The sequence below is a fragment of the Pseudomonas sp. PGPR N4 genome, assembly GCF_059693665.1.
Genome location: NZ_JCAUKV010000002.1, coordinates 231,639 through 252,761 on the forward strand (window position 1 = coordinate 231,639; position 21,123 = coordinate 252,761).

General features: G+C 62.9%; 21 protein-coding genes. 5 read left to right on the plus strand and 16 right to left on the minus strand.

Annotation, left to right across the window (positions count from 1 at the left end):
- Position 1: 1 nt before the first annotated feature.
- The 13 genes from AC58X1_RS10680 to tkt all read right to left on the minus strand — a co-directional run bounded on the left by AC58X1_RS10680 (position 2) and on the right by tkt (position 13,114).
- Positions 2-739 (minus strand): substrate-binding periplasmic protein, encoded by a 738-nt coding sequence (locus AC58X1_RS10680; protein WP_101315806.1) that lies wholly within the window; start codon positions 737-739, stop codon positions 2-4.
- Between the two features lie 187 nt (positions 740-926).
- The gene (locus AC58X1_RS10685; RefSeq protein WP_497428829.1) at positions 927-1,874 is read right to left on the minus strand and encodes an ornithine cyclodeaminase family protein; all 948 of its coding nucleotides are present in this window, start codon (positions 1,872-1,874) and stop codon (positions 927-929) included.
- Complete coding sequence (locus tag AC58X1_RS10690) at positions 1,871-2,845, minus strand: threonine/serine dehydratase (RefSeq protein ID WP_497428830.1); 975 nt, start codon at positions 2,843-2,845, stop codon at positions 1,871-1,873. Before AC58X1_RS10690 ends, AC58X1_RS10685 begins: the two co-directional genes overlap by 4 nt.
- 116 nt (positions 2,846-2,961) lie before the next feature.
- Complete coding sequence (locus AC58X1_RS10695) at positions 2,962-3,597, minus strand: helix-turn-helix transcriptional regulator (RefSeq protein WP_103435802.1); 636 nt, start codon at positions 3,595-3,597, stop codon at positions 2,962-2,964.
- Between the two features lie 94 nt (positions 3,598-3,691).
- Positions 3,692-3,988 carry a winged helix-turn-helix domain-containing protein gene (locus AC58X1_RS10700; protein ID WP_101315797.1) on the minus strand — a complete coding sequence of 99 codons (297 nt, stop codon included), beginning with the start codon at positions 3,986-3,988 and terminating at the stop codon, positions 3,692-3,694.
- An 11-nt stretch (positions 3,989-3,999) separates the two neighbouring features.
- On the minus strand, positions 4,000-4,500 hold the full coding sequence (locus AC58X1_RS10705; RefSeq protein ID WP_101315795.1) for a M48 metallopeptidase family protein: 501 nt from the start codon (positions 4,498-4,500) through the stop codon (positions 4,000-4,002).
- A gap of 39 nt (positions 4,501-4,539) precedes the next feature.
- Positions 4,540-6,660: a putative bifunctional diguanylate cyclase/phosphodiesterase gene (locus AC58X1_RS10710; protein ID WP_150571083.1), complete on the minus strand. Its 2,121-nt coding sequence runs from the start codon at positions 6,658-6,660 to the stop codon at positions 4,540-4,542.
- Positions 6,661-6,837: 177 nt separating this feature from the next.
- Positions 6,838-7,902: a class II fructose-bisphosphate aldolase gene (gene fba, locus AC58X1_RS10715; protein ID WP_101315791.1), complete on the minus strand. Its 1,065-nt coding sequence runs from the start codon at positions 7,900-7,902 to the stop codon at positions 6,838-6,840.
- Positions 7,903-7,999: 97 nt separating this feature from the next.
- Positions 8,000-8,329: an MliC family protein gene (locus AC58X1_RS10720; protein WP_101315788.1), complete on the minus strand. Its 330-nt coding sequence runs from the start codon at positions 8,327-8,329 to the stop codon at positions 8,000-8,002.
- A gap of 158 nt (positions 8,330-8,487) precedes the next feature.
- Positions 8,488-8,706 (minus strand): hypothetical protein, encoded by a 219-nt coding sequence (locus tag AC58X1_RS10725; RefSeq protein WP_101315786.1) that lies wholly within the window; start codon positions 8,704-8,706, stop codon positions 8,488-8,490.
- A 32-nt stretch (positions 8,707-8,738) separates the two neighbouring features.
- Positions 8,739-9,902 carry a phosphoglycerate kinase gene (locus tag AC58X1_RS10730; RefSeq protein WP_150571185.1) on the minus strand — a complete coding sequence of 388 codons (1,164 nt, stop codon included), beginning with the start codon at positions 9,900-9,902 and terminating at the stop codon, positions 8,739-8,741.
- A gap of 12 nt (positions 9,903-9,914) precedes the next feature.
- Positions 9,915-10,976: an erythrose-4-phosphate dehydrogenase gene (gene epd, locus AC58X1_RS10735; protein ID WP_101315782.1), complete on the minus strand. Its 1,062-nt coding sequence runs from the start codon at positions 10,974-10,976 to the stop codon at positions 9,915-9,917.
- A 140-nt stretch (positions 10,977-11,116) separates the two neighbouring features.
- Positions 11,117-13,114, minus strand: coding sequence for a transketolase (gene tkt, locus AC58X1_RS10740; protein WP_150573376.1), 1,998 nt, complete (start codon positions 13,112-13,114; stop codon positions 11,117-11,119).
- A 239-nt stretch (positions 13,115-13,353) separates the two neighbouring features.
- On the opposite strand from tkt, the gene AC58X1_RS10745 reads away from it, so the two are divergent.
- The 4 genes from AC58X1_RS10745 (at position 13,354) to AC58X1_RS10760 (ending at position 17,830) form a co-directional block, all read left to right on the plus strand.
- Complete coding sequence (locus AC58X1_RS10745) at positions 13,354-14,355, plus strand: ArsR/SmtB family transcription factor (RefSeq protein ID WP_181089555.1); 1,002 nt, start codon at positions 13,354-13,356, stop codon at positions 14,353-14,355.
- Between the two features lie 12 nt (positions 14,356-14,367).
- Positions 14,368-15,558 carry a methionine adenosyltransferase gene (gene metK, locus AC58X1_RS10750; RefSeq protein ID WP_103435795.1) on the plus strand — a complete coding sequence of 397 codons (1,191 nt, stop codon included), beginning with the start codon at positions 14,368-14,370 and terminating at the stop codon, positions 15,556-15,558.
- Between the two features lie 145 nt (positions 15,559-15,703).
- The gene (gene ligB, locus AC58X1_RS10755) at positions 15,704-17,377 is read left to right on the plus strand and encodes an NAD-dependent DNA ligase LigB (protein WP_497428831.1); all 1,674 of its coding nucleotides are present in this window, start codon (positions 15,704-15,706) and stop codon (positions 17,375-17,377) included.
- Between the two features lie 60 nt (positions 17,378-17,437).
- Positions 17,438-17,830, plus strand: a complete 393-nt coding sequence (locus tag AC58X1_RS10760) for a DUF1090 domain-containing protein (RefSeq protein WP_101315772.1) — start codon at positions 17,438-17,440, stop codon at positions 17,828-17,830.
- Between the two features lie 51 nt (positions 17,831-17,881).
- Here AC58X1_RS10760 and AC58X1_RS10765 read toward each other — a convergent pair whose 3' ends face one another.
- A complete protein-coding gene (locus tag AC58X1_RS10765; RefSeq protein ID WP_259074483.1) occupies positions 17,882-18,328 on the minus strand; it encodes a c-type cytochrome in 447 nt (148 codons plus the stop codon).
- 115 nt (positions 18,329-18,443) lie between these two features.
- Here AC58X1_RS10765 and mltA point away from each other — a divergent pair, with 115 nt between their 5' ends.
- On the plus strand, positions 18,444-19,595 hold the full coding sequence (gene mltA, locus AC58X1_RS10770; protein ID WP_101315768.1) for a murein transglycosylase A: 1,152 nt from the start codon (positions 18,444-18,446) through the stop codon (positions 19,593-19,595).
- A gap of 154 nt (positions 19,596-19,749) precedes the next feature.
- Here the strand turns inward: mltA and AC58X1_RS10775 are convergent, their stop codons facing one another.
- Together AC58X1_RS10775 and AC58X1_RS10780 are read right to left on the minus strand one after the other, a co-directional pair.
- Complete coding sequence (locus tag AC58X1_RS10775) at positions 19,750-20,136, minus strand: MAPEG family protein (RefSeq protein ID WP_101315766.1); 387 nt, start codon at positions 20,134-20,136, stop codon at positions 19,750-19,752.
- A gap of 31 nt (positions 20,137-20,167) precedes the next feature.
- A complete protein-coding gene (locus AC58X1_RS10780) occupies positions 20,168-21,001 on the minus strand; it encodes an EamA family transporter (RefSeq protein ID WP_101315764.1) in 834 nt (277 codons plus the stop codon).
- Positions 21,002-21,123 lie beyond the last annotated feature (122 nt).

Below are 21,123 nucleotides of genomic sequence, written 5' to 3' on the forward strand. Positions count from 1 at the left end.
CTCAAAAGCCATGCTGGCGCAGCAGGCGCTGATAACTGCCATCGGCTTTCATGGCCGCGATGGCGCGCTCGAAGCGCTGCACGATCTGCCGATGTTGCGGGTGCTGCAAGCTGACCAGAATGTGCAGGCTGTTCTCACCCAGCGGCGGATCGACAAAACTGACCGAGTCACGCACCTGCTGCGGCTCGCGCTGCAGGTTGTAACGTGCGACGTACTCGTCTTCCACTGCCAGCTTGACCCGCCCGGCCGCCAGCATGCGCACAGCTGAGGAGAAATTGCGCACCTGTACCTTGCTCAGGCGGCTGTCATCGTCGAAGCTCGGCGAATAGGCATAACCGCGCACCACGGCGATGCTGTAGGGGTACAGGTCAGCCTGGCGCTGATAAGTGAAGGCCTCACCCTGACGCTTGAGCAGGCGAATGCGGTTACTCAGAAAGGCACTGGAAAACTGCCCGATCTGGGTGCGCGACTCGTTGTACCAGGCGTTGACCAGCACGTCGTAACGTCCTTCGCCCAGCCCTTTCAACGCACGCGCCCAGGGCACTTCTTCGTATTCACTGGCAAAGCCTGCGCGCGTCAGCGCCGTGGTCACCAGGCTGGTCGCTAGGCCACCGCCGGGCAGGCTGGCGTCGGTGAACGGCGGCCAGCTGTCGGCAACCAGACGCAGTTTTTGCTCTGCAGCTGCAGGCGAGGCCAGCAACGCCAGCAGCAGCCCGGCAAGGCACAGCAGTGGCCGCATGCACGAATCCTTTTGGCAATGGGGGGCTCCCGCGGATGACGGTAACATGTGCTCCATCATACCGAGCAGAATACAGATCCGCGGGACTGCCGACAGCGGACAATGATGTCAAATGGCCTCTATTTTGGCCAAGCCGGCAGATTACTTGCCAAAGCAATAATCAGGCCTCGTTGCGAGGCCCAATTGGTCAGCGTTGCAGCACCTCCAGCACGCAGCGGGCAATCTGCGCATCCTGCACCGCAACGCCGGTCAGATCGGCGAGGGTCAGTTGCCCGTCGTGTTCGCGCCCGGTCGCGTGCCCTGCCAGCACCTCGCCGAGTTCGCTCAGCTGGCTTGGGGCTATCAAACCGGCCATGAGCGCATGAGACACCTCGCCGTACTGGCTACTTTGGCGGCACGAATCGACAATGATCCGCTGAGCACTGGCGACCAGCTCCACCGCCAGTTCCTGCTTGCCTGGTGCATCGGCACCGACCGCGGTGATATGGCTGCCGGGCAGCAGCCATTCACGTTGCAGCAGCGGCTCGCGGGAAGGCGTGGCGCAGACCAGCAGGTTGGCCGCCTCGGCCACTAGCCGCGGTTGCTCGACACAGCGCACCGTGCAGCCCAGCGCCTCGGCAAACGCCCTGTAGTCGCGCCGCGCGGCGTCACTACGACCCCACACCAGCACCTCGCGGCAGGCGGTGACTGCCAGTAACTGCTCCAGCTGCAAGCGCGCCTGCATGCCGGTGCCGAGGATGCCGATCGCTTCGACCCGGTTCGGCGCCAGCAACCGTGCCGCGATGCGCCCAGCCAGGGCGGTGCGCATGCAGGTTAACCAACCCAGATCCGCCAGCAGCGCCAACGGCTGGCCGGTGCTGGCACTGAGCACCAGCATCAGCCCGTCGTTGCTCGGCAAGCCCTGCTGCGGGTTGCTGTAGAAACCAGTGGAAACCTTGACCGTGAAGGTCTCACTGCCCTCGACATAGGCCGATTTGATACAGCAGTCGCCATTTGCCTGAGGGAAGCCGAATGCCTGCACCGGTGGCACCTGCACCCGGCCTGCGGAATAAGCGACAAAGCCCAGTTCGATGGCGCACATGGCCTGATGGGCATCCAGCGCGGCCATGATCGCCGGCAGCTCGTAGACCTTCATGCGATAGCCTCGAGATATTTCTCCAGCACGATATTGCGGCCGCACAGCACGACTGCGACTTTCTTGCCGCGATACTCCTCGGCCAGCGCCAGCATGCCGGCCATCGCCACGCCTGCGGCGCCCTCGATGATCCAGCGCTCGCTGGCGGCGACCTCACGCATGGCAGCCTTGATCTGCGCCTCACTGACCAACACGCGCTGACTCAACAGCCGTTGGCACAGGCCGAGGGTAACGCTGTCGGGTTCGACGCCGCCGGCGGTGCCATCCGAGATAGTCTCCTCCTCGTCGACCTCGATGATCCGCCCGGCTGCGAGTGAGGCATGCAGGGCCGGTGAGTTGGCTGGCCAGCAACCAACGATGCGGGTTTTCGCCGACAGGCCATGCAGGGCCGCTGCAATGCCGCTAATCAGACCACCACCGCCCACAGCCACGAACACCGCATCCAGCTCCGGCTGCTGCTCGAACAGTTCCATTCCGACCGTGCCCTGACCGGCGATGATCTGGTAGTCGTTGTACGGCGACACGTACGGTTTGCCTTGCAACTGCGCCTGGCGCCCGGCTTCCAGTTCGGCGCCGAGCGGATCGAGATCAAGGCTGATGACCTCGGCGCCCAGTGCGCGCATTGCTTCCAGCTTATAGCTGGAGGCCTGCGTGGTGGTGTAGACGCTGACCGGCACGCCCAGTGCCTGGCCGGCCAAGGCAAGGCCCTGGCCGTGGTTGCCAGAGGACGCGGTGATGACGCCACGCTGGCGCTGGGCCGGGTCAAGCAGGCGCAGCTTGTTGCTGGCACCGCGGTATTTGAACGAGCCGGTGTGCTGCAGGTGCTCGCACTTGAGGTAAACCTCACAGCCGCTCAAAGCACTCAGGCGGCTGCTCAAGGTCAACGGCGTGACCGCGACCTGCGGGCGCAGCGCGGTGTGTGCTTCAGTGATGGCCTGCTGCAGGGAGCCCAGTGCTTGGTAGTCGGTCATCAGTAATGCTCTCGGTGACAGAGCGCCACCCAGGCAGCGCACTTATATGGAAATTAAATCTACGATAGATTTTATTTCCACGTCGCGCAAGCACCAGCGAGCAGGTCGACAGGTGATCAGCTTTCGCGAGCGAGCTTCACGTATTTGTAGACGGTCGCCCGGCCCATGTTCAGCACGTTGGCCACATAGTCATATGCGCTCTTGCCGCGGAATGCCCCTTCGCCATGCAGAGCCTCGATCAGCTCGCGCTTGTGCTCGCGCTCCAGCGTGTTGAGGCTCTGGCTACGTTCGGCCAGCCAGCTGTGCATGAAGGTGTTGATGCGCTCCTGCCAGTCATCACGAAACAGCACTTCAGGTTGCGGCAGCAGGCGGCTGGCCTGAAAGAACACATCCAGCGCCTGCCTGGCCTGCTCCAGCAGCGATACGTTGAAGTTGATGCACAGCAGCGCTTCGGGCTGGCCGTTATCATCGAGCATCACACTGCTGATCGAGCGAATTTTCTGGCCGTCCCAGTTGAGCTTTTCGTACGGACCCAGGCGAGTGGCGCCATTGAGATCGGCGGGCAAGTCGTGCAGCGCCGAGTCGTCGCCCAACTGGCGCTTGGAGATATTGTTGGCGATGTGCACGATGGTCTGGCTGCGCAGGTCATGCACCACCACTTCAGCATGCGGAAACAGCAGCGTGGCGACGCCATCGGCCATGGCGGCGTAGTTGCTGAAGCGGGGGCTGAGCGCCGGCCGGGGTGCAGACATCGCAAGCATTCCTGAGGGTAAAGCGCGCCATGCTAAGCCAGGCGCGACAGGCAGGGAAAGTGCAGCGGCCGCGAGCGACCCGCTGCAGATTGATTCAGGGGTAGCCCAGCACCTTACGGATGTGCGCCAGATGCGCGCCGATCCACTGCTTGTCGATCGCACCCCAGTCGCGGATGCGGTACTGCCCGGCATGGTTGCGGGCGCCGCTCTCCTGCTCGAATTCGCAGATGATGTCGAGGTCGGCCAGCGCAGCGATGGTGTCCTGAGCGGTACGCCGGGGCATGCCGGTGGCTTCGGTCAAGGCCGGTACGCTGGCGGCGGTCTGGCTGTCGATCAGCCAGGCGACGTACAGGCGGCGGTAGAAGCTGCTCTTGGTCTTGCTCACTTCCATGCTCGGGGTCCTTAGGATTGATTGGGCAGTTCCTGGTAGGTCAGGTAAACGCGCAGGTCGAATTCCAGTTGATGGTAATCCGGCTCCATGTGCTGGCAGAGCTGGTAGAACGCCTTGCTGTGGTCGCGCTCACGCAGGTGCGCCAGCTCATGCACGACGATCATGCGCAGAAACTCGGGCGCGGCGTCCTTGAACAAGGCTGCGATACGGATTTCTTTCTTGGCCTTGAGCTTGCCGCCCTGCACCCGCGACACAGCCGTATTCAGACCCAGGGCGCGATGGGTCAGGTCGAGGCGGTTGTCGAACAGCACCTTGTCCAGGTTCGGCGCACTGCGCAGGTAGCTCTGCTTCAGTTCCTGAGCGTAGGCGTACAACGCCTTGTCATTCTGCACCTGGTGACGGGCGGGATAGCGCTGGCGCAGGTACTCGCCCAGGCGGTCGCTGGCGATCATCTGCCGCACCTGCTCTTGCAGGTGCGGTGGGTAGGCTTGCAGGTAACGTAGGTCGGTCATGGCACGGCGGTCGATAAAAGCACACGCGATTCTAGCCAATCATTGCCCGGGCCAGTGGAAAAACAATGGAAAGCCGCTCGCATCGGCAGCGGTCATCGGCCGTGCCACCAAAAAGCCCTGCACATAACAGCAGCCGTGCGCCTTCAGCCAGGCCGCCTGGGCTTCGGTTTCCACGCCTTCGGCAATGACCGTGATCGCGTAGTCGGCGCACAGGCCAATGACGCTGCGCACCAACGCCGCATCGCTGGCCGAGTCGGGCAGGCGCGCGACCAGATGGCGGTCAAGCTTGAGCGTGTCGATGGGCAGATCGCGGATCATCCGCAGCGAACAGCCGCCGGCGCCGAAGTCGTCCAGCGCTACTCGCACGCCAAGCTCACGCAGGCGGTTGAGCTGCTTCACGGCGGCGTCGACGTTGTACATCAGCGAGGTTTCCGCCACCTCGACCTCAAGCTGCGCCGGGCGCAAGCCGTGCGCCTGGATCACCGCCTGCAGTTCATCGACCAGATTGGGCATGGCGAACTGGACCCGGCTCAGACTGATCCCCAGTACCAGGTCATCGGCAAAGCCCGCGCGCCAAGCCTTGCGCTGGGCAGCACCCTGATCGTAGATCCAGCTGGCCAGGCGGCTGATCAGCCGGGTCTCTTCCAGCAACGGGATGAACAAGCCCGGCGGTACATCACCGACGCTGGGGTGCTGCCAGCGCAGCAGCGCCTCGAAGCCACGCAGCTGGCCATCGGCAAACGCCACCTGCGGCTGGAACACCAGGCTGAAGTCCTTTTGCTCGATGGCGCTGCGCACGCCGTCTTCGAGCATCAGCCGCGACCGCGCACGGCCGTTCAGTTCCTGGTCGTAAAACCGGTATTGCTGACGGCCAGCATGCTTGGCGGCGTACATCGCCGTGTCCGCCGCGCGCAACAGGCCCTCGAAAGTGCCGCCGCAGTCGGGATAGGTGGCGATACCAATGCTGACGCCCAGGGATACATCCACCCCGTCTACCTGGTGGGTGATCGACAGGCGTTCGAGCACCCGCTCAGCGAAGCGTCCGGCCAGCTCAGGATACGGCAGGCCGTCGAACAAAGCCGTGAATTCGTCACCGCCCATCCGTGCCAGCAGCGCCTCGCTGCCCAGGCAATCCTTCAGTTGAGACGCGACCCAGTGCAGGATCTCGTCGCCTGCCTCGTGCCCGAGCGAATCATTGATCCGCTTGAAGCCATCGAGGTCCATGTACATCAGTGCCTGGACCTTTTCCGAGTGCTCGTTGCGCAGCAGCGCAGCTTCGGCAGCCTGGTAGAAGCCGCGCCGATTGAGCAGGCCGGTGAGCGGGTCGGTGACCGCCTGCTGTTCCAGCTGCTGGTGCAGGCTGCGCACCACTGACATGTCCAGCAGGGTAATTACCATGGCGTGCTGCTCGCTCGGCAGCGGCGCGCAGGACAACGCCACCGGCACCAGTTGCCCGTCGGCGGTGCGCAACTGCGCATCGTGCACGCGGAAGATCTGCCGTTGCTGGTACGCCTTGAAGAAGTCCGACTCGCGCCACAGGCTCGGTGTCGCCAGTTGCAGCAGGTCAAGCACGTGGGCGCCCTGGAGCACCTGCACCGGGGTATCCAGCAGGCTTGAAATCGCCGGATTGGCAAAACTGATGGTGCCGCTCTCATCCACCACCAGGATGCCTTCGGCGGCGTTTTCCAGGATCGAGGCATTGAAGGCCCGCGCCGCTTCAAGCTCGCGGGTCAGGCGCTGCAGCATGCGTCGGTTGCGCTGCTGCTCGAGCAGGGCCTGCACCTTGGGCTTGAGGATCTGCGGGTCGAATGGCTTGAACAGATAATCCACGGCGCCGGCGGCGTAGCCCTTGAGTACGGCATCCTGCGACTGCTCGTTGGCAGTCAGGAAAATGATTGGAGTGAGTCGAGTGCGCTGGCTGCCGCGCATCAAGCGGGCGACTTCAAAGCCGTCCATCTCGGGCATCTGCACGTCGAGCAAAACCAGGTCGACTTCATGGCGGAGCAGCGCGCCGAGCGCCTCGGTGCCCGAACAGGCAGTCAATACCTGCCAATCCTGACGGGCCAGCAGGGCGCGCATGCTGATCAGGTTCTCTGGGTAATCGTCGACAACCAGCAAGACGGACTTGCCGTCCGTTGCAGTGGGTTGAGCTTCATCCATGCTGCTTCTCTTGTAAGAGCGACTGCTTCCTACCCGTCTACTCTAGACCGCAGTTGGCGGGGTGCAATGGAATCAGAACGCTATCACCGAATTTAGTTTCCCATGCCGACTAACGGTCATCTTGCAGACATAAAAAAACCCGCATCGCTGCGGGTTTTTTCAAGCATCCAGCCCTGATCAGTTGACCTTGGCAGCCAGCTCACCTTTCAGGTAACGCTGGTACATGCCTTCGAGGGAGATCGGTTTGATCTTCGAGGCATTGCCGGCGGTGCCGAAGGCTTCGTAACGGGCGATGCACACGTCACGCATGGCCTTGACGGTTTCGCCGAAGAACTTGCGTGGGTCGAACTCGCTCGGGTTGGTCGCCATCAGACGACGCATGGCACCGGTCGAGGCCAGGCGCAGGTCGGTGTCGATGTTGACCTTGCGCACGCCGTACTTGATGCCTTCGACGATTTCTTCAACCGGTACGCCGTAGGTCTCTTTGATGTCGCCGCCGTACTGGTTGATGATCGCCAGCCACTCTTGCGGTACCGAGGAAGAACCGTGCATCACCAGGTGGGTATTGGGGATGCGCTTGTGGATTTCCTTGATGCGGTCGATTGCCAGCACGTCGCCGGTAGGCGGCTTGGTGAATTTGTAGGCGCCGTGGCTGGTGCCGATGGCGATGGCCAAGGCGTCGACCTGAGTCTTCTTGACGAAGTCGGCGGCTTCTTCCGGATCGGTCAGCATCTGGCTGTGATCGAGCACGCCTTCGGCACCGATACCGTCTTCTTCACCGGCCATGCCGGTTTCCAGCGAACCCAGGCAGCCCAGCTCGCCTTCTACCGAAACACCGCAGGCGTGGGCCATGGCGACGGTCTGCTGGGTGACGCGGACGTTGTAGTCGTAGTCGGTTGGGGTCTTGCCGTCTTCGCCCAGCGAGCCGTCCATCATCACCGAGCTGAAGCCCAGCTGGATCGAGCGCTGGCAAACGTCAGGGCTGGTACCGTGGTCCTGGTGCATGCACACCGGGATGTGTGGGAACTCTTCGATTGCCGCCAGGATCAGGTGGCGCAGGAAGGGTGCACCGGCGTATTTGCGAGCACCGGCCGAGGCCTGCACGATGACCGGAGAGTCGGTCTTGTCGGCGGCTTCCATGATGGCGCGCATCTGCTCGAGGTTGTTTACGTTGAAAGCTGGAACGCCGTAACCGAACTCGGCGGCGTGGTCCAGCATCTGGCGCATGCTAATGAGTGCCATTGTGTATCTCTCTCCCGACAAGCGTCGTTGTTTCGTGCAAACCTGCCATAGGGCGGTTGCTGTTCATGTTATGTGGGCCGCCGAAGCGACCCGGCCATCACGGTGCCTTGCAGCCCCGCCCTATCAGATCGTTGGTTGCTACCCAGTACACCAGGCCTTCTTCGCCGCGCAGATGCAGGGCCAGAACGCCATCGCTGTACAGCGCGCCAGAGGCGCCCGGCTCGGACTTGAGCCGGTAGACCTGGTCATTACCGCCAAGGCGGACATCGACCGAGTCCTGGCTGGCATCGGCGAAACGCCAGGATACTTCGGTCTGTGTATCACAGACCCAGCGCGTCCAGGTGTCTGTCGGCGCAGCCGGTGCCGGCTGCAGCAGTGAGCAGCCTGCCAGTGTCGCCAGGGCCATCAGGGCCAATAGCGCTTTCATCCGAAACCCTCGTTATGGGTCCGCTATGCGGCCCTTCGCGGGTAAACCCGCTCCCACAGGTTCGGTGCACGTCTGTGGGAGCGGGTTTACCCGCGAAGGCCGTGAAGCGGCCCCTAATCCAAGACCACAAAACCCAGTTTAGGTTGCCCGCCAACCCATCACGGGCAACCTGGCGCCTTGCGTTGGTGCTCGTCGTCGTACTTTTCCAGCCCGTCCGGACCCAGCCGCTTGTTGATCACCGGCACCGTCTCGGCCTGCCACTGCGACTGGTAACAGCCGCCCGGCACCGCCTGCGACGGCTCGTCATCGGCAGCCGGCCCGCTGGAGCAGGCGCCCAACAGACAGGCCACGATCATCACCGGCAATTGCTTGAGCATCCGCTCGCTCCCTGCGCCAGGCGCCTTCATGCTCAGGCCTTGGCTCGTTGTTCCAGGATTTCCACAGCAGGCAGAACCTTGCCCTCGACGAACTCGAGGAACGCGCCGCCACCGGTAGAAATGTAGGAGATATCGCTGCCAACGCCATATTTATCGATGGCCGCCAGGGTGTCACCACCGCCCGCGATGGAAAACGCGTCGCTGCTGGCAATGGCCTGGGCCAGTACTTTGGTGCCGTTACCGAACTGATCGAACTCGAACACGCCGACCGGGCCGTTCCACAGCACGGTCTTCGACGACTTCAGCAACTCGGCGAACTGCTCGGCAGTTTGCGGGCCGATGTCGAGGATCATGTCGTCGTCGGCAACCTCGCTGATCAGCTTGACGGTAGCCACGGCGCTCTCGGCGAACTCCTTGGCCACTACCACGTCGACCGGCAGCGGCACATTGACCTTGGCGGCGATGGCCTTGGCGGTGTCGACCAGGTCTGGCTCGTACAGCGACTTGCCGACTTTGTGGCCAGCGGCGGCGAGGAAGGTGTTGGCAATGCCGCCACCGACGATCAGCAGGTCGCAGACGCTGCTGAGGCTGTTCAGTACATCGAGCTTGGTCGACACCTTGGAGCCGGCAACGATGGCAGCCATTGGCTTGGCAGGCGCTTTCAGGGCCTTGCCCAATGCGTCCAGCTCAGCAGCCAGCAGCGGGCCGGCAGCGGCAACCTTGGCGAACTTGGCCACGCCGTGGGTCGAGCCTTCGGCGCGGTGGGCGGTGCCGAACGCATCCATCACGAATACGTCGCACAGGGCAGCGTACTGCTGCGCCAGCTCGTCGGCGTTTTTCTTCTCGCCCTTGTTGAAGCGCACGTTCTCGAACAGCACCAGCTCACCGGCGGCAACTTCAACGCCGTCGAGATAATCGGCCACCAGCGGTACTTCACGGCCGAGTGCCTTGCTCAGGTAGTCAGCCACCGGCTTGAGGCTGTTTTCGGCAGAAAACTCGCCTTCGGTTGGCCGACCGAGGTGCGAGCAGACCATTACCGCGGCGCCTTTTTCCAGGGCCAGCTTGATGGTCGGCAGCGCCGCCAGGATACGCGCATCGCTGGCAACCGCACCGTCTTTGACAGGCACGTTGAGGTCTTCGCGAATCAGTACGCGCTTACCTTGCAGGTCGAGGTCAGTCATCTTCAACACGGTCATGAATGCAGTCCTTCAGGGCTGTTTGCTGCGGGTTTGGTGGACGACGTGCAGGAAATGATCAGCAACGTCGAGCATACGGTTGGCAAACCCCCATTCGTTGTCGAACCAGGCCAGCAGGTTCACCAGGCGGGGGCCGGAAACGCGGGTCTGGCTGGCATCGACGATGGCCGAATGCGGGTCATGGTTGAAATCACAGCTGGCGTGCGGCAGCTCGGTGTAGGCCAGCAGCCCTCGCAGCGGGCCGCTCAGGGCTGCATCACGCAGCACCTGGTTGACCTCGGCAGCGGTGGTGTCACGGGCGGTCTGCAGGGTGATGTCCAGGCACGACACGTTGACAGTGGGCACACGCACCGCTTTGGCCTGAATTCGCCCGGCAAGTTCCGGCAGCAGCCGTTCGATGCCACGCGCCAGACCAGTGGACACCGGGATCACCGACTGAAACGCCGAGCGGGTGCGGCGCAGGTCTTCATGGTGATAGGCGTCGATCACCGGCTGGTCGTTCATCGCCGAGTGAATGGTGGTGATCTGCACGTACTCGATGCCGAACGCCTGATCCAGCACGCGCAGCAGCGGCACGCCGCAGTTGGTGGTGCAGGAGGCATTCGACACCAACTGCTCGGCACCGCTCAGGCAAGCCTGGTTGATGCCATAGACGATGGTGGCGTCGACGTCGGCCTCGCTGGCCATCGGCTGCGAGAACAGTACCCGTGGCGCGCCGGCGTCGAGAAAGCGCTGGCCATCGGCGCGGGTGTTGTAGGCACCGGTGCATTCGAGCACCAGGTCAACCTCCAGCGCGGCCCAGTCGATGCCTTCCGGGGTGGCACTGCGCAACACCTGCACGCAGTCGCCGTTGATATGCAGACAATCGCCATCGACCTTGACCTCGCCGGGGAAGCGGCCATGGGTGGAGTCGAAGCGTGTCAGGTATTCCAGGCTGGCCTGATCGGCCAGGTCATTCAAGGCAACGATCTCGAAGCTCGCAGCAGCCCCCCGCTCAACCAGCGCGCGCAGGACACAGCGGCCAATGCGGCCGTAACCGTTGAGTGCAACTTTGTAAGGGCGACCTTGAGACATGCAGGACTCGCTAACACAGGATGATCATTGACCGTCGCGGCACAAGGCCGCGCCTACAAGATACTGCACAGGCAATAACTTGTAGGCGCGGCCTTGAGTCGCGAAAACGAGGGCAACGCCCTCGCCTCGCTCAGGATGAATCAGTCTTCCAGCAGCTCTTCAGCGGTACCGAGGATGTTCTCCAGGGTAAAGCCGAATTCCTCGAACAGCGCCGAGGCCGGAGCCGATTCGCCGTAAGTGGTCATGCCGATGACGCGACCTTCAAGGCCAACGTACTTGTACCAGAAGTCGGCATGGGCAGCCTCGATGGCGATCCGTGCACCGACTTCAAGCGGCAGCACAGCCTGCTTGTAGCTGGCGTCCTGGGCATCGAACACGCTGGTGCACGGCATCGAGACGACGCGGACCTTGCGGCCTTGCTCGCTCAGTTGGTCGAACGCCTGCACGGCCAGACCGACTTCGGAACCGGTAGCGATGAGGATCAGCTCAGGCTCGCCAGCGCAGTCCTTGAGCACATAACCGCCGCGCTCGATGTCGGCGATCTGCTGCGCATCGCGCTGCTGATGCTGCAGGTTCTGACGCGAGAAGATCAGCGCCGACGGGCCGTCCTTGCGCTGCAGTGCCTGCTTCCAGGAAACCGCCGACTCGACCGCATCGGCCGGGCGCCAGGTGTCCAGGTTCGGCGTGCTGCGCAGGCTGGTCAGCTGCTCGATTGGCTGGTGAGTCGGGCCGTCTTCGCCCAGGCCGATCGAGTCGTGGGTGTAGACGTGGATGACGCGCTGCTTCATCAGAGCCGACATGCGCACGGCGTTGCGGGCGTATTCCATGAACATCAGGAAGGTCGCGCCGTAAGGCACCAGGCCGCCGTGCAGGGCAACGCCGTTCATGATCGCGGTCATGCCGAATTCGCGCACGCCGTAGAACACGTAGTTGCCGCTGGCATCAACGGCGTCGACGCCTTTGCAGCCTTTCCACAAGGTCAGGTTGGAGCCGGCCAGGTCAGCCGAACCGCCGAGGAACTCGGGCAGCAGCGGGCCGAAGGCGTTCAGGGCGTTCTGGCTGGCCTTGCGGCTGGCGATGGTTTCACCCTTGGCAGCAACTTCGTTGACGTAGGCCTGAGCCTTGGCCGAGAAGTCGGCAGGCAAGTCACCGGCCATCCGACGCTTGAACTCGGCAGCCAGCTCTGGGTGAGCAGCGGCGTAAGCTTCAAAGCGCTGGTTCCACTCGGCTTCGGCCTTGGCACCGGCGGCCTTGGCGTCCCACTCGGCATAGATGTCGGCCGGGATTTCGAACGGGCCGTAGTTCCAGTTCAGCTCTTTGCGGGCCAGGGCGATTTCGTCATTGCCCAGCGGTGCGCCGTGGCAGTCTTCCTTGCCCTGCTTGTTCGGCGAACCGAAACCGATGATGGTCTTGCAGCAGATCAGGGTCGGACGATCGCTCTTGCGCGCCGTCTCGATGGCCATCTTGATTTCTTCGGCATCGTGGCCGTCGACGTTGCGGATCACCTGCCAGTTGTAGGCTTCGAAGCGTGCCGGGGTGTTATCGGTGAACCAGCCGTGGACTTCGCCATCGATGGAGATGCCGTTGTCGTCGTAGAACGCGACCAGCTTGTTCAGGCCCAGAGTGCCGGCCAGCGAGGCGACTTCATGGGAGATGCCTTCCATCAGGCAGCCATCGCCGAGGAACACGTAGGTGTTGTGGTCGACGATGTTGTGGCTGTCACGGTTGAACTGCGCCGCCATGACTTTTTCGGCGAGGGCGAAGCCGACCGCGTTGGCCAGGCCCTGGCCGAGTGGGCCGGTGGTGGTTTCGACGCCTGGGGTGTAGCCGAACTCCGGGTGGCCCGGGGTGCGGCTGTGCAGCTGACGGAAACCTTTGAGGTCTTCGATCGACAGGTCGTAGCCGGTCAGGTGCAGCAGCGAATAGATCAGCATCGAGCCGTGGCCGTTGGACAGCACGAAGCGGTCACGGTCGGCGAAGCTCGGGTTGCTCGGGTTGTGCTTCAGGTAGTCGCGCCAAAGCACTTCGGCGATATCCGCCATGCCCATTGGGGCACCGGGATGGCCGCTGTTGGCCTTTTGCACGGCATCCATGCTGAGGGCACGAATGGCGTTGGCACGATCACGACGGCTGGGCATCGCTAAGTCTCCTGGGGGCTTGAATAAGTAATGAAGCGCAAAAAAGACGACCATTTTCCCCCACAGTCGGCTCCGGGGCAATGACGGATGGTCGCAGTTGGGTGTTTTTCCTGTGATTGATGAGCGATTCGCGAGAATAGACGGTGGTTCGGACTGACTCGGGCCATCCATCGTCCAATATCAAAACTTTTTGATATTGCCCTTGCGAGGGCAACCTTGCCTGTCTAGACTGCCGCGCTATGAATCTTCCCGCGCAACCATTGGCCCTGCAACGCAGCGACGACCTGGCAGCTTTATGCAAAGCCAGCGGCGACGAGCTGCGCCTGCATGTATTGCGCGCGCTGGCCAGTGACTCGTTCGGCGTGCTCGAGCTGGCGCAGATCTTCGACGTCGGCCAGTCCGGCATGAGTCATCACCTCAAGGTGCTGGCCCAGGCCGAACTGGTGGCCACACGCCGCGAAGGCAACGCCATCTTCTACCGGCGCGCCCTGCCCGACAGCCTGCGCCCCGGTGGCCGGCTGCATACGGCACTGCTTGAAGAGGTCGACGACCTCGCGTTGCCGGCCGCAGTGCAGGCGCGCATTGCCCAGGTGCAACAGCGCCGGGCCGCTACCAGCCAGGACTTCTTCCTGCGTGTGGAAGAAAAGTTTCGTGCCCAGCAGGACTTGATCGCCGGCTTGCCGCAGTACCGCGAGAGCCTGCTGGCACTGCTCGACAAACTCAGCTTCGGCGCTGACGCCAGTGCCCTTGAAGTCGGCCCGGGTGACGGTGGTTTTCTGCCCGACCTGGCGCGGCGCTTTGCCAGCGTCACGGCGATGGACAACAGCCCGACCATGCTCGAGCTGGCGCGCCAGGTCTGTGAACGAGAAAGCTTGAGTAATGTAAACCTGCAGTTGGCCGATGCATTGGGTGCAACGGATGTGACAGCCGACTGCGTAGTGCTGAACATGGTCTTGCACCATTTCAGTGATCCGGCCCAGGCCCTGCGCCTGCTGGCCAAACGGGTAAAGGCAGGCGGCAGCCTGCTGGTCACCGAACTGTGCAGCCATGATCAGCATTGGGCCCGCGAGGCCTGCGGCGATCTCTGGCTGGGCTTTGAGCAGGATGACCTGGCCCGTTGGGCCCGGGCAGCAGGGCTGGCTCTCGGAGACAGCCTGTATGTGGGCTTGCGTAACGGTTTCCAGATCCAGGTCCGCCATTTTCAGCGGACGGCTGGCGACATCACCATCGGTAAATTTTAGGAACCCGTCGAGATGAGCGAATATTCCCTTTTCACCTCCGAGTCCGTGTCTGAAGGACATCCGGACAAGATCGCCGACCAGATTTCGGACGCGGTCCTGGACGCCATCATCACCCAGGACAAGTTTGCCCGTGTGGCCTGCGAAACCTTGGTCAAGACCGGTGTTGCCATTATTGCCGGCGAAGTCACCACCTCGGCCTGGGTCGACCTCGAGCAGATCGTGCGCGACGTCATCGTCGACATCGGCTACAACAGCTCCGACGTCGGCTTCGATGGCGCGACCTGCGCGGTGATGAACATCATCGGCAAGCAGTCGGTCGATATCGCCCAGGGCGTTGACCGCTCCAAGCCTGAAGATCAAGGCGCCGGCGACCAGGGCCTGATGTTCGGCTACGCCAGCAACGAAACCGACGTGCTGATGCCAGCACCGATCTGCTTCTCGCACCGTCTGGTCGAGCGCCAGGCCGAAGCGCGCAAGTCCGGCCTGCTGCCGTGGCTGCGTCCGGATGCCAAGTCGCAGGTCACCTGCCGTTACGAAGGCGGCAAGGTTGTTGGTATCGACGCCGTGGTGCTGTCGACCCAGCACAACCCTGAAGTCTCGCAAAAAGACCTCAAAGAAGCCGTCATGGAGCTGATCGTCAAGCACACCCTGCCTGCCGAACTGCTGCACAAGGACACCCAGTTCCACATCAACCCGACTGGCCAGTTCATCATTGGCGGCCCAGTGGGCGACTGCGGCCTGACCGGGCGCAAGATCATCGTCGACTCCTACGGCGGCATGGCCCGTCACGGCGGCGGCGCATTCTCCGGCAAGGATCCATCCAAGGTTGATCGTTCGGCGGCCTACGCCGGTCGTTACGTCGCCAAGAACATCGTGGCTGCCGGCCTCGCCGAGCGTTGCGAGATTCAGGTGTCCTACGCCATCGGTGTCGCTCAGCCGACCTCGATCTCGCTGAATACCTTTGGTACCGGCAAGATTTCCGATGCCAAGATCGTCCAGCTGGTGCGTGAGTGCTTCGACCTGCGTCCTTACGCAATCACCACCATGCTCGACCTGCTGCACCCGATGTATCAGGAAACTGCGGCCTACGGTCACTTCGGCCGTACCCCTGAGCAGAAAACCGTGGGTGACGACACCTTCACCACCTTCACCTGGGAACGCACCGACCGCGCCCAGTCGCTGAAGGACGCTGCTGGCCTGTAAGCTTTCTTACAGCCACAGACGAAAGCCCCTGCCGAGTAATCGACAGGGGCTTTTTTGTGACATATCGCCTGACAAACTGGCCCAGCGTTGATCCGCTTGCGCGCTTAGGCTGAGGGTTCCGAATCGCCTGGCAAGGATGCTGGCCATGATGCTTAAACTGCTGCTGTGTTTGCTGCCGCTGTTGTACCTCTCGGGTGCTCAGGCCGCCGCTTGCCCCGCCTGGCCTGGCGAGCGGGCGCAACAAGAGGTCGAACAGTTGCGCCAGTCACTGGCAACGTGGGATGACCACTACCATCGCCAAGGTATCGCGCTGGTCGATGATGAACTCTACGACCAAAGCCGGCAGCGCCTGCTGGACCTGCAACAGTGCTTTGCCATCAATGCCAGTGACGACCCGCTGGCCAGCGCGCGCGGCCCGCTGGCGCACCCGACTGTTCATACCGGCGTCGCCAAGCTGCGTGATGAGCAGGCCGCCGCACAATGGCTGCGCGGTAAACAGGCCGTGTGGATTCAGCCCAAGGTCGATGGTGTGGCGGTCTCGCTGGTTTACCGACAAGGTCGGTTGCTGCAGTTGCTGAGCCGCGGTGACGGCGTCCATGGGCATGACTGGAGCCGGCACCTGCCGTACCTTTCGGGCATCCAGCGCGAACTGCCACGCGCCCTTGATCTGGCGCTGCAGGGCGAGCTGTACCTGCGCCTGGACAACCACGTGCAGGCAGCCGCCGGTGGGCGCGGCGCCCGCGGGAGTGTCGCCGGCCTGATGGCGCGCAAGCAGCTCAGCGCGCAATTGGGCGCGGATATCGGCCTGTTCGTCTGGGATTGGCCCGAGGGCCCAGCCACACAGGCAGAACGGCTCAGTGCACTGACTGCACTAGGCTTCAGCGACAGCCAGCAGTACAGCGTCGCCATCGATACCTTCGAGCAGGCCGCTCACTGGCGCCAGCACTGGTATCGATCAGCCCTGCCGTTCGCTACTGACGGAGTGATCCTGCGCCAGGATCAGCGCCCCGCCGCAGAGCGTTGGCAGGCCAATGCGCCGTACTGGATTGCAGCCTGGAAGTATCCGCTGCGCCAGGCACTGGCCGAAGTGCGCGAGGTGCAGTTCAAGGTTGGCCGCACCGGGCGCATCACGCCTCTGTTACAGCTGAAACCGCTGCAGCTGGATGATCGCCAGGTCAGTCAGGTCAGCCTCGGGTCGCTGGCACGCTGGCAAGCGCTGGACATCCGTGCAGGCGATCAGGTGGCAATAAGCCTGGCCGGCTTGACCATTCCGCGGTTTGAGTCCGTGGTGCAGCGCAGCAGCCAGCGTGCGCCGGTACAGGTCCCGGAACCGGGCCGCTACCATTCGCTCAGCTGCTGGCAGGACAGCCCCGCCTGTCGCCAGCAGTTTGTCGCCCGCCTGCACTGGCTGGGCGGCAAGCAAGGCCTGAACATGCCAGGGATGGGCTCGGCAACCTGGACTCAGTTGGTCGACAGCGGCTTGGTCAGTACGCTGGACGATTGGCTGAACCTGGACCGGGAGCAGTTGCTGGGTGTTGCGGGCATCGCTGAAACGCGCGCCGAACAGCTGCTCGAGGTGTTCACCCAAGCGCGCCAGCAACCCTTCCAGCGCTGGCTACACGGCCTGGGTATGCCTGCGCCGCGCCGCCTTGAGCCAGGCCCTGACTGGCAGACCATGGCGCGCAGAACCGCACGAGAATGGCTGCAGGAACCCGGCATCGGCAACGGCCGTGCCGAGCAGTTGCAGGCATTTTTCAATGACGACGCAGTGCAATTACTGGCCGGGCAGTTACGCCATCACACAATCAAGGGTTTCTAATTTTGCCGGATCAGGGCAGCATTTCCCTTTTCGCTGCCCTGCACCCGAATGGAGCCCCCGATGAAACTGTTCTCTACCCTCGCCCTGTCCGCCTTGCTTGGCCTCACTGCCCACGGCGCGCTGGCTGCCGAGCAGACCGAGCTCAAAGGTTGCGCCGCCAAGAAGCAAGCGATAAGCGAACAGATCGAGCAGGCACGTGCCCACGGCAACAGCAACCAGCAGGCTGGTCTGGAAAAAGCCCTGAGCGAAGTGACTGCCAACTGCACCGACAGCAGCCTGCGCAAAGAGCGCGAGCAGAAGGTGCTGGATGCGCGTCACGAGGTGAACAAGCGCACCAAGGATCTGGACAAGGCCATGAAGCGCGGCGACTCCGAGAAGATCAACAAGCGTAAAGACAAGCTTGCCGAATCGAAAAAGGAGCTGCAGGAGGCGCTCGACGATCTGGAAAAGTAACCACTCCGACGCCACGCTGAACCGTGAGCGCGCTGCCGGCGTCAGCGCGGCCTAGTGGTTACGAAATTCGGTGTGGCAGGCCTTGCAGGCCGCTTCGACCTTGTCCGTAGGCGCTTGCAACTGCGCTGCGTGCAGCGGTTTGTTGCTGCTCGCGGCAACCAGTTCACCGGTCACGCCTTCCAGTTGCCGGGCCAGCTCCTCGAAGCGCGCCTGGCGCTGCCAGACCTCGGCCCGCGCACTGCTGTCGCCGCCATCCTGAGCCTGCGGAAAATGCTTCCAAGGGGCATGCGCCAGACCATCGAGCTTGATGGCGCCGGCAGCGAACTTGTCGCCATCGAACGGCAAGCGTCCGCGCAGCATGCCGCCAAGGTCTTCGCTGGTGTTGAGCATCTGCTTGAAGATCGCCTTGCGCTGCCCGAGCGGTGAGTTAGGATCGACACGGTCGCAGCCCAGCAGGGCCAGGCTAGCTACCAGCAGCACGGTGAAACATTTGAACATCACGGTCACATTGGCATCGGAAGAGGGCCGACAGTATCCTCGCCTGCTCGACAAAGACCAATACCCTTACAGAAAACAGGGGCAGCCACGCCGCTACCCGCTCAAGGATTCAACCATGAAATCTGCTCTGCGCCAGCTCGCCTGGGCGCTGCCAGCCCTGGCCCTGCTGGCCGGCTGCAACGGCGGTGACAGCACCAAGCCTGAACCGCACGCCATTGCCACCTATGCTCCCGCCACCTGGAAAGATCTGCCCAGCGTCAGTGATGCTGATCTGTTGGCGGGCTTTCAGGCGTGGCGGGTCGGCTGCGAGAAGCTCAAGCGCGATGCGGTCTGGGCAGCGACCTGCGAGGCGGCGCTGCGCATTCCTGACGATGCCGCCCAGGCCCGCGCGTTTCTCCAGCAGAACCTGCAGGTGTACGGCCTGCGCTCGGCCGAGAACAACGCCACCGGGCTGATCACCGGTTATTACGAGCCGGTCTACCCTGGCAGCCTGACCCGCACTGCAGCGGCCCAGGTGCCGGTGTACGGCGTGCCGCAGGACATGATCGTGGTCGATCTGGCGAGTATTTACCCTGAGCTCAAGGGCAAGCGCCTGCGCGGGCGCCTGGAAGGCCGCGTGCTCAAGCCCTATGACACCTCGGAAACCATCTACCGTGATGGCGTCAACGCACCTGTGCAGGCCTGGCTGACGGACCCGATGGACCTGCAATTCCTGCAGATTCAGGGCTCTGGCAGGGTTCAGTTGGAAGACGGGCGCCAGTTACGCCTGGGTTATGCCGACCAGAACGGCCACCCGTATCGGCCGATCGGCCGCTGGCTGATCGAACAAGGCCAGTTGAAGAAAGAAGATGTCAGCATGGGCGCGATTCACGCCTGGGCCCAGGCCAACCCGCAGCGGGTACCGGAGTTGCTGGCGAGCAACCCCAGTTACGTGTTCTTCAGCACCCGGCCGGACAGCAACGAAGGCCCGCGCGGTTCGTTGAACGTGCCGCTGACCGCAGGGTACAGCGTCGCCATCGACCGCAAGGTGATCCCGCTGGGCAGCCTGCTGTGGCTGTCGACCACCCGCCCGGATGGTTCACCCGTGGTGCGCCCGGTCGGCGCGCAGGATACCGGCGGGGCGATCACCGGCGAAGTACGTGCTGACCTGTTCTGGGGTACCGGGCCGCAAGCCGGTGAGTTGGCCGGCAACATGAAGCAGCAAGGGCAGATCTGGATGCTCTGGCCCAAAGGCCAGCCATTGCCTGAGCTACCCAAAGTCCCCTGACACCATCGCCTCCCCCTGTAGGAGCGGCCTTGTGTCGCGAAAGGCCAGCAGAGCTGGCCCGGCGATAAACGCGGCGAAGCATAAATCGTGGGGCCGCTGCGCAGCCCTTTCGCGACACAAGGCCGCTCCTACACGGTCGGCGTAAGTCGCTCGGTCAAACCGAGACTACAAAAAACGCCACGATCAATGCCAAACCGGCAAACCACACTATCGAGCGCAAGATCGCCCAATCGGCCAGGTAGCAGATGATGAACAGCAACCGGCTGGTGATGTACATCACCCCCAACACATCCTGGGTCACTTGTTCGGCGTTGCCGACGATATCCGCCACCAGCACCGCCGCCGCAAAGGCCGGGAAGGCTTCATAGCTGTTCTGCTGGGCAGCATGGGCGCGGCGTGGCAGGCCTGACAGCGTGTCCAGAAACGCCCGCGGGTCATGGTTGTGTTGCATGCCGAAACGGCCGCTGCTGAGTTTGGCGATCAGCGCACACAGCGGCGGCAGGATCATGGCGATCAAAATGCACCACAGGGCAACGGTCATGGACAGAATTCCTTGTTCAAAAGAGTTGGATTCAGAGCTTCATCACCAGCATGCCTGCCAGCACCAGCCCGCAAGCTAAGAGCCTCGGCCCGCCGAAAGGTTCTTTGAGGTAGCGCATGCCCAGCAGCACCACCAGAATCACGCTGATCTCGCGCAACGCCGCCGCCTCGGCCACCGACCCCAGGTGCATCGCCCACAGCACCAGAGCGTAGCTGGCCAGCACGCAAACACCGACCGCCAGGCCCAGCCGCCATTGATTACGCCAGAACTGCACGAACGGTGCACGCCGGGCCACGCCGGCCAGCAGCGGAAACGGCCAGGTACTGAGCAAGGTCAGCCACACCAGATAATCCCAGGGCTTGCCCCACGCACGCACGCCCTGGCCGTCGAACCAGGTGTAGCAGCCGATACACATCCCGATCAGCCCCACTACCGGCAACATCGACCATGGCAAACGCGCACCGCCACCGCCCTGCCAGAGCAGGCAGGCCATGCCACAGGGGATCAGCAAGATGCCGATGATCTGCTGGCCGCTGAGGGTCTCGCCGGCAAACGCCAGAGTAAGACCCAGCACCACCAGCGGTGACAAACCGCGCATCAGTGGGTAAACCAGACCAAGGTCGCCGACCCGATAGGCCTTGATCAGCAAGACCCGGTAGATCTGCTGGGCCAGCGCCGAAACCAGCAGCCAGGGCCAGATTTCGCCAGGCGGGAAATCGACGAACCACACAGCCACCACAGCGAACAGCAACGCTACCGAGTCCATGCTGGCAATCACCAGCAGCCGCTCGCCACTGAACTTGACCAGGGTGTTCCAGATGGCATGCAACAGGGCTGCGACAAGAACAAGAACGGTTGCCAGCACGCGAGGTTTCCTTGGAGGGCTCAGACTCAGAGGTCGGCACAATATAGCGGGTTACGCAGCGGACAGGGCCAGGGCGCCCTTGTACATATTTTGAACGATTCGGACATTTCTGGTCATAGAGT

Coding starts and splice junctions, on each gene's coding strand:
- AC58X1_RS10680 (WP_101315806.1), bottom strand. CDS start 739: ATGCGGCCACTGCTGTGCCTTGCCGGGCTGCTGCTGGCGTTGCTGGCC.
- AC58X1_RS10765 (WP_259074483.1), bottom strand. CDS start 18,328: ATGTTCAAATGTTTCACCGTGCTGCTGGTAGCTAGCCTGGCCCTGCTG.
- metK (WP_103435795.1), top strand. CDS start 14,368: ATGAGCGAATATTCCCTTTTCACCTCCGAGTCCGTGTCTGAAGGACAT.
- AC58X1_RS10745 (WP_181089555.1), top strand. CDS start 13,354: ATGAATCTTCCCGCGCAACCATTGGCCCTGCAACGCAGCGACGACCTG.
- AC58X1_RS10690 (WP_497428830.1), bottom strand. CDS start 2,845: ATGACCGACTACCAAGCACTGGGCTCCCTGCAGCAGGCCATCACTGAA.
- ligB (WP_497428831.1), top strand. CDS start 15,704: ATGATGCTTAAACTGCTGCTGTGTTTGCTGCCGCTGTTGTACCTCTCG.
- AC58X1_RS10695 (WP_103435802.1), bottom strand. CDS start 3,597: ATGTCTGCACCCCGGCCGGCGCTCAGCCCCCGCTTCAGCAACTACGCC.
- AC58X1_RS10730 (WP_150571185.1), bottom strand. CDS start 9,902: ATGACCGTGTTGAAGATGACTGACCTCGACCTGCAAGGTAAGCGCGTA.
- fba (WP_101315791.1), bottom strand. CDS start 7,902: ATGGCACTCATTAGCATGCGCCAGATGCTGGACCACGCCGCCGAGTTC.
- AC58X1_RS10725 (WP_101315786.1), bottom strand. CDS start 8,706: ATGCTCAAGCAATTGCCGGTGATGATCGTGGCCTGTCTGTTGGGCGCC.
- AC58X1_RS10705 (WP_101315795.1), bottom strand. CDS start 4,500: ATGACCGACCTACGTTACCTGCAAGCCTACCCACCGCACCTGCAAGAG.
- AC58X1_RS10760 (WP_101315772.1), top strand. CDS start 17,438: ATGAAACTGTTCTCTACCCTCGCCCTGTCCGCCTTGCTTGGCCTCACT.
- AC58X1_RS10720 (WP_101315788.1), bottom strand. CDS start 8,329: ATGAAAGCGCTATTGGCCCTGATGGCCCTGGCGACACTGGCAGGCTGC.
- AC58X1_RS10700 (WP_101315797.1), bottom strand. CDS start 3,988: ATGGAAGTGAGCAAGACCAAGAGCAGCTTCTACCGCCGCCTGTACGTC.
- mltA (WP_101315768.1), top strand. CDS start 18,444: ATGAAATCTGCTCTGCGCCAGCTCGCCTGGGCGCTGCCAGCCCTGGCC.
- AC58X1_RS10685 (WP_497428829.1), bottom strand. CDS start 1,874: ATGAAGGTCTACGAGCTGCCGGCGATCATGGCCGCGCTGGATGCCCAT.
- epd (WP_101315782.1), bottom strand. CDS start 10,976: ATGTCTCAAGGTCGCCCTTACAAAGTTGCACTCAACGGTTACGGCCGC.
- AC58X1_RS10775 (WP_101315766.1), bottom strand. CDS start 20,136: ATGACCGTTGCCCTGTGGTGCATTTTGATCGCCATGATCCTGCCGCCG.
- tkt (WP_150573376.1), bottom strand. CDS start 13,114: ATGCCCAGCCGTCGTGATCGTGCCAACGCCATTCGTGCCCTCAGCATG.
- AC58X1_RS10710 (WP_150571083.1), bottom strand. CDS start 6,660: ATGGATGAAGCTCAACCCACTGCAACGGACGGCAAGTCCGTCTTGCTG.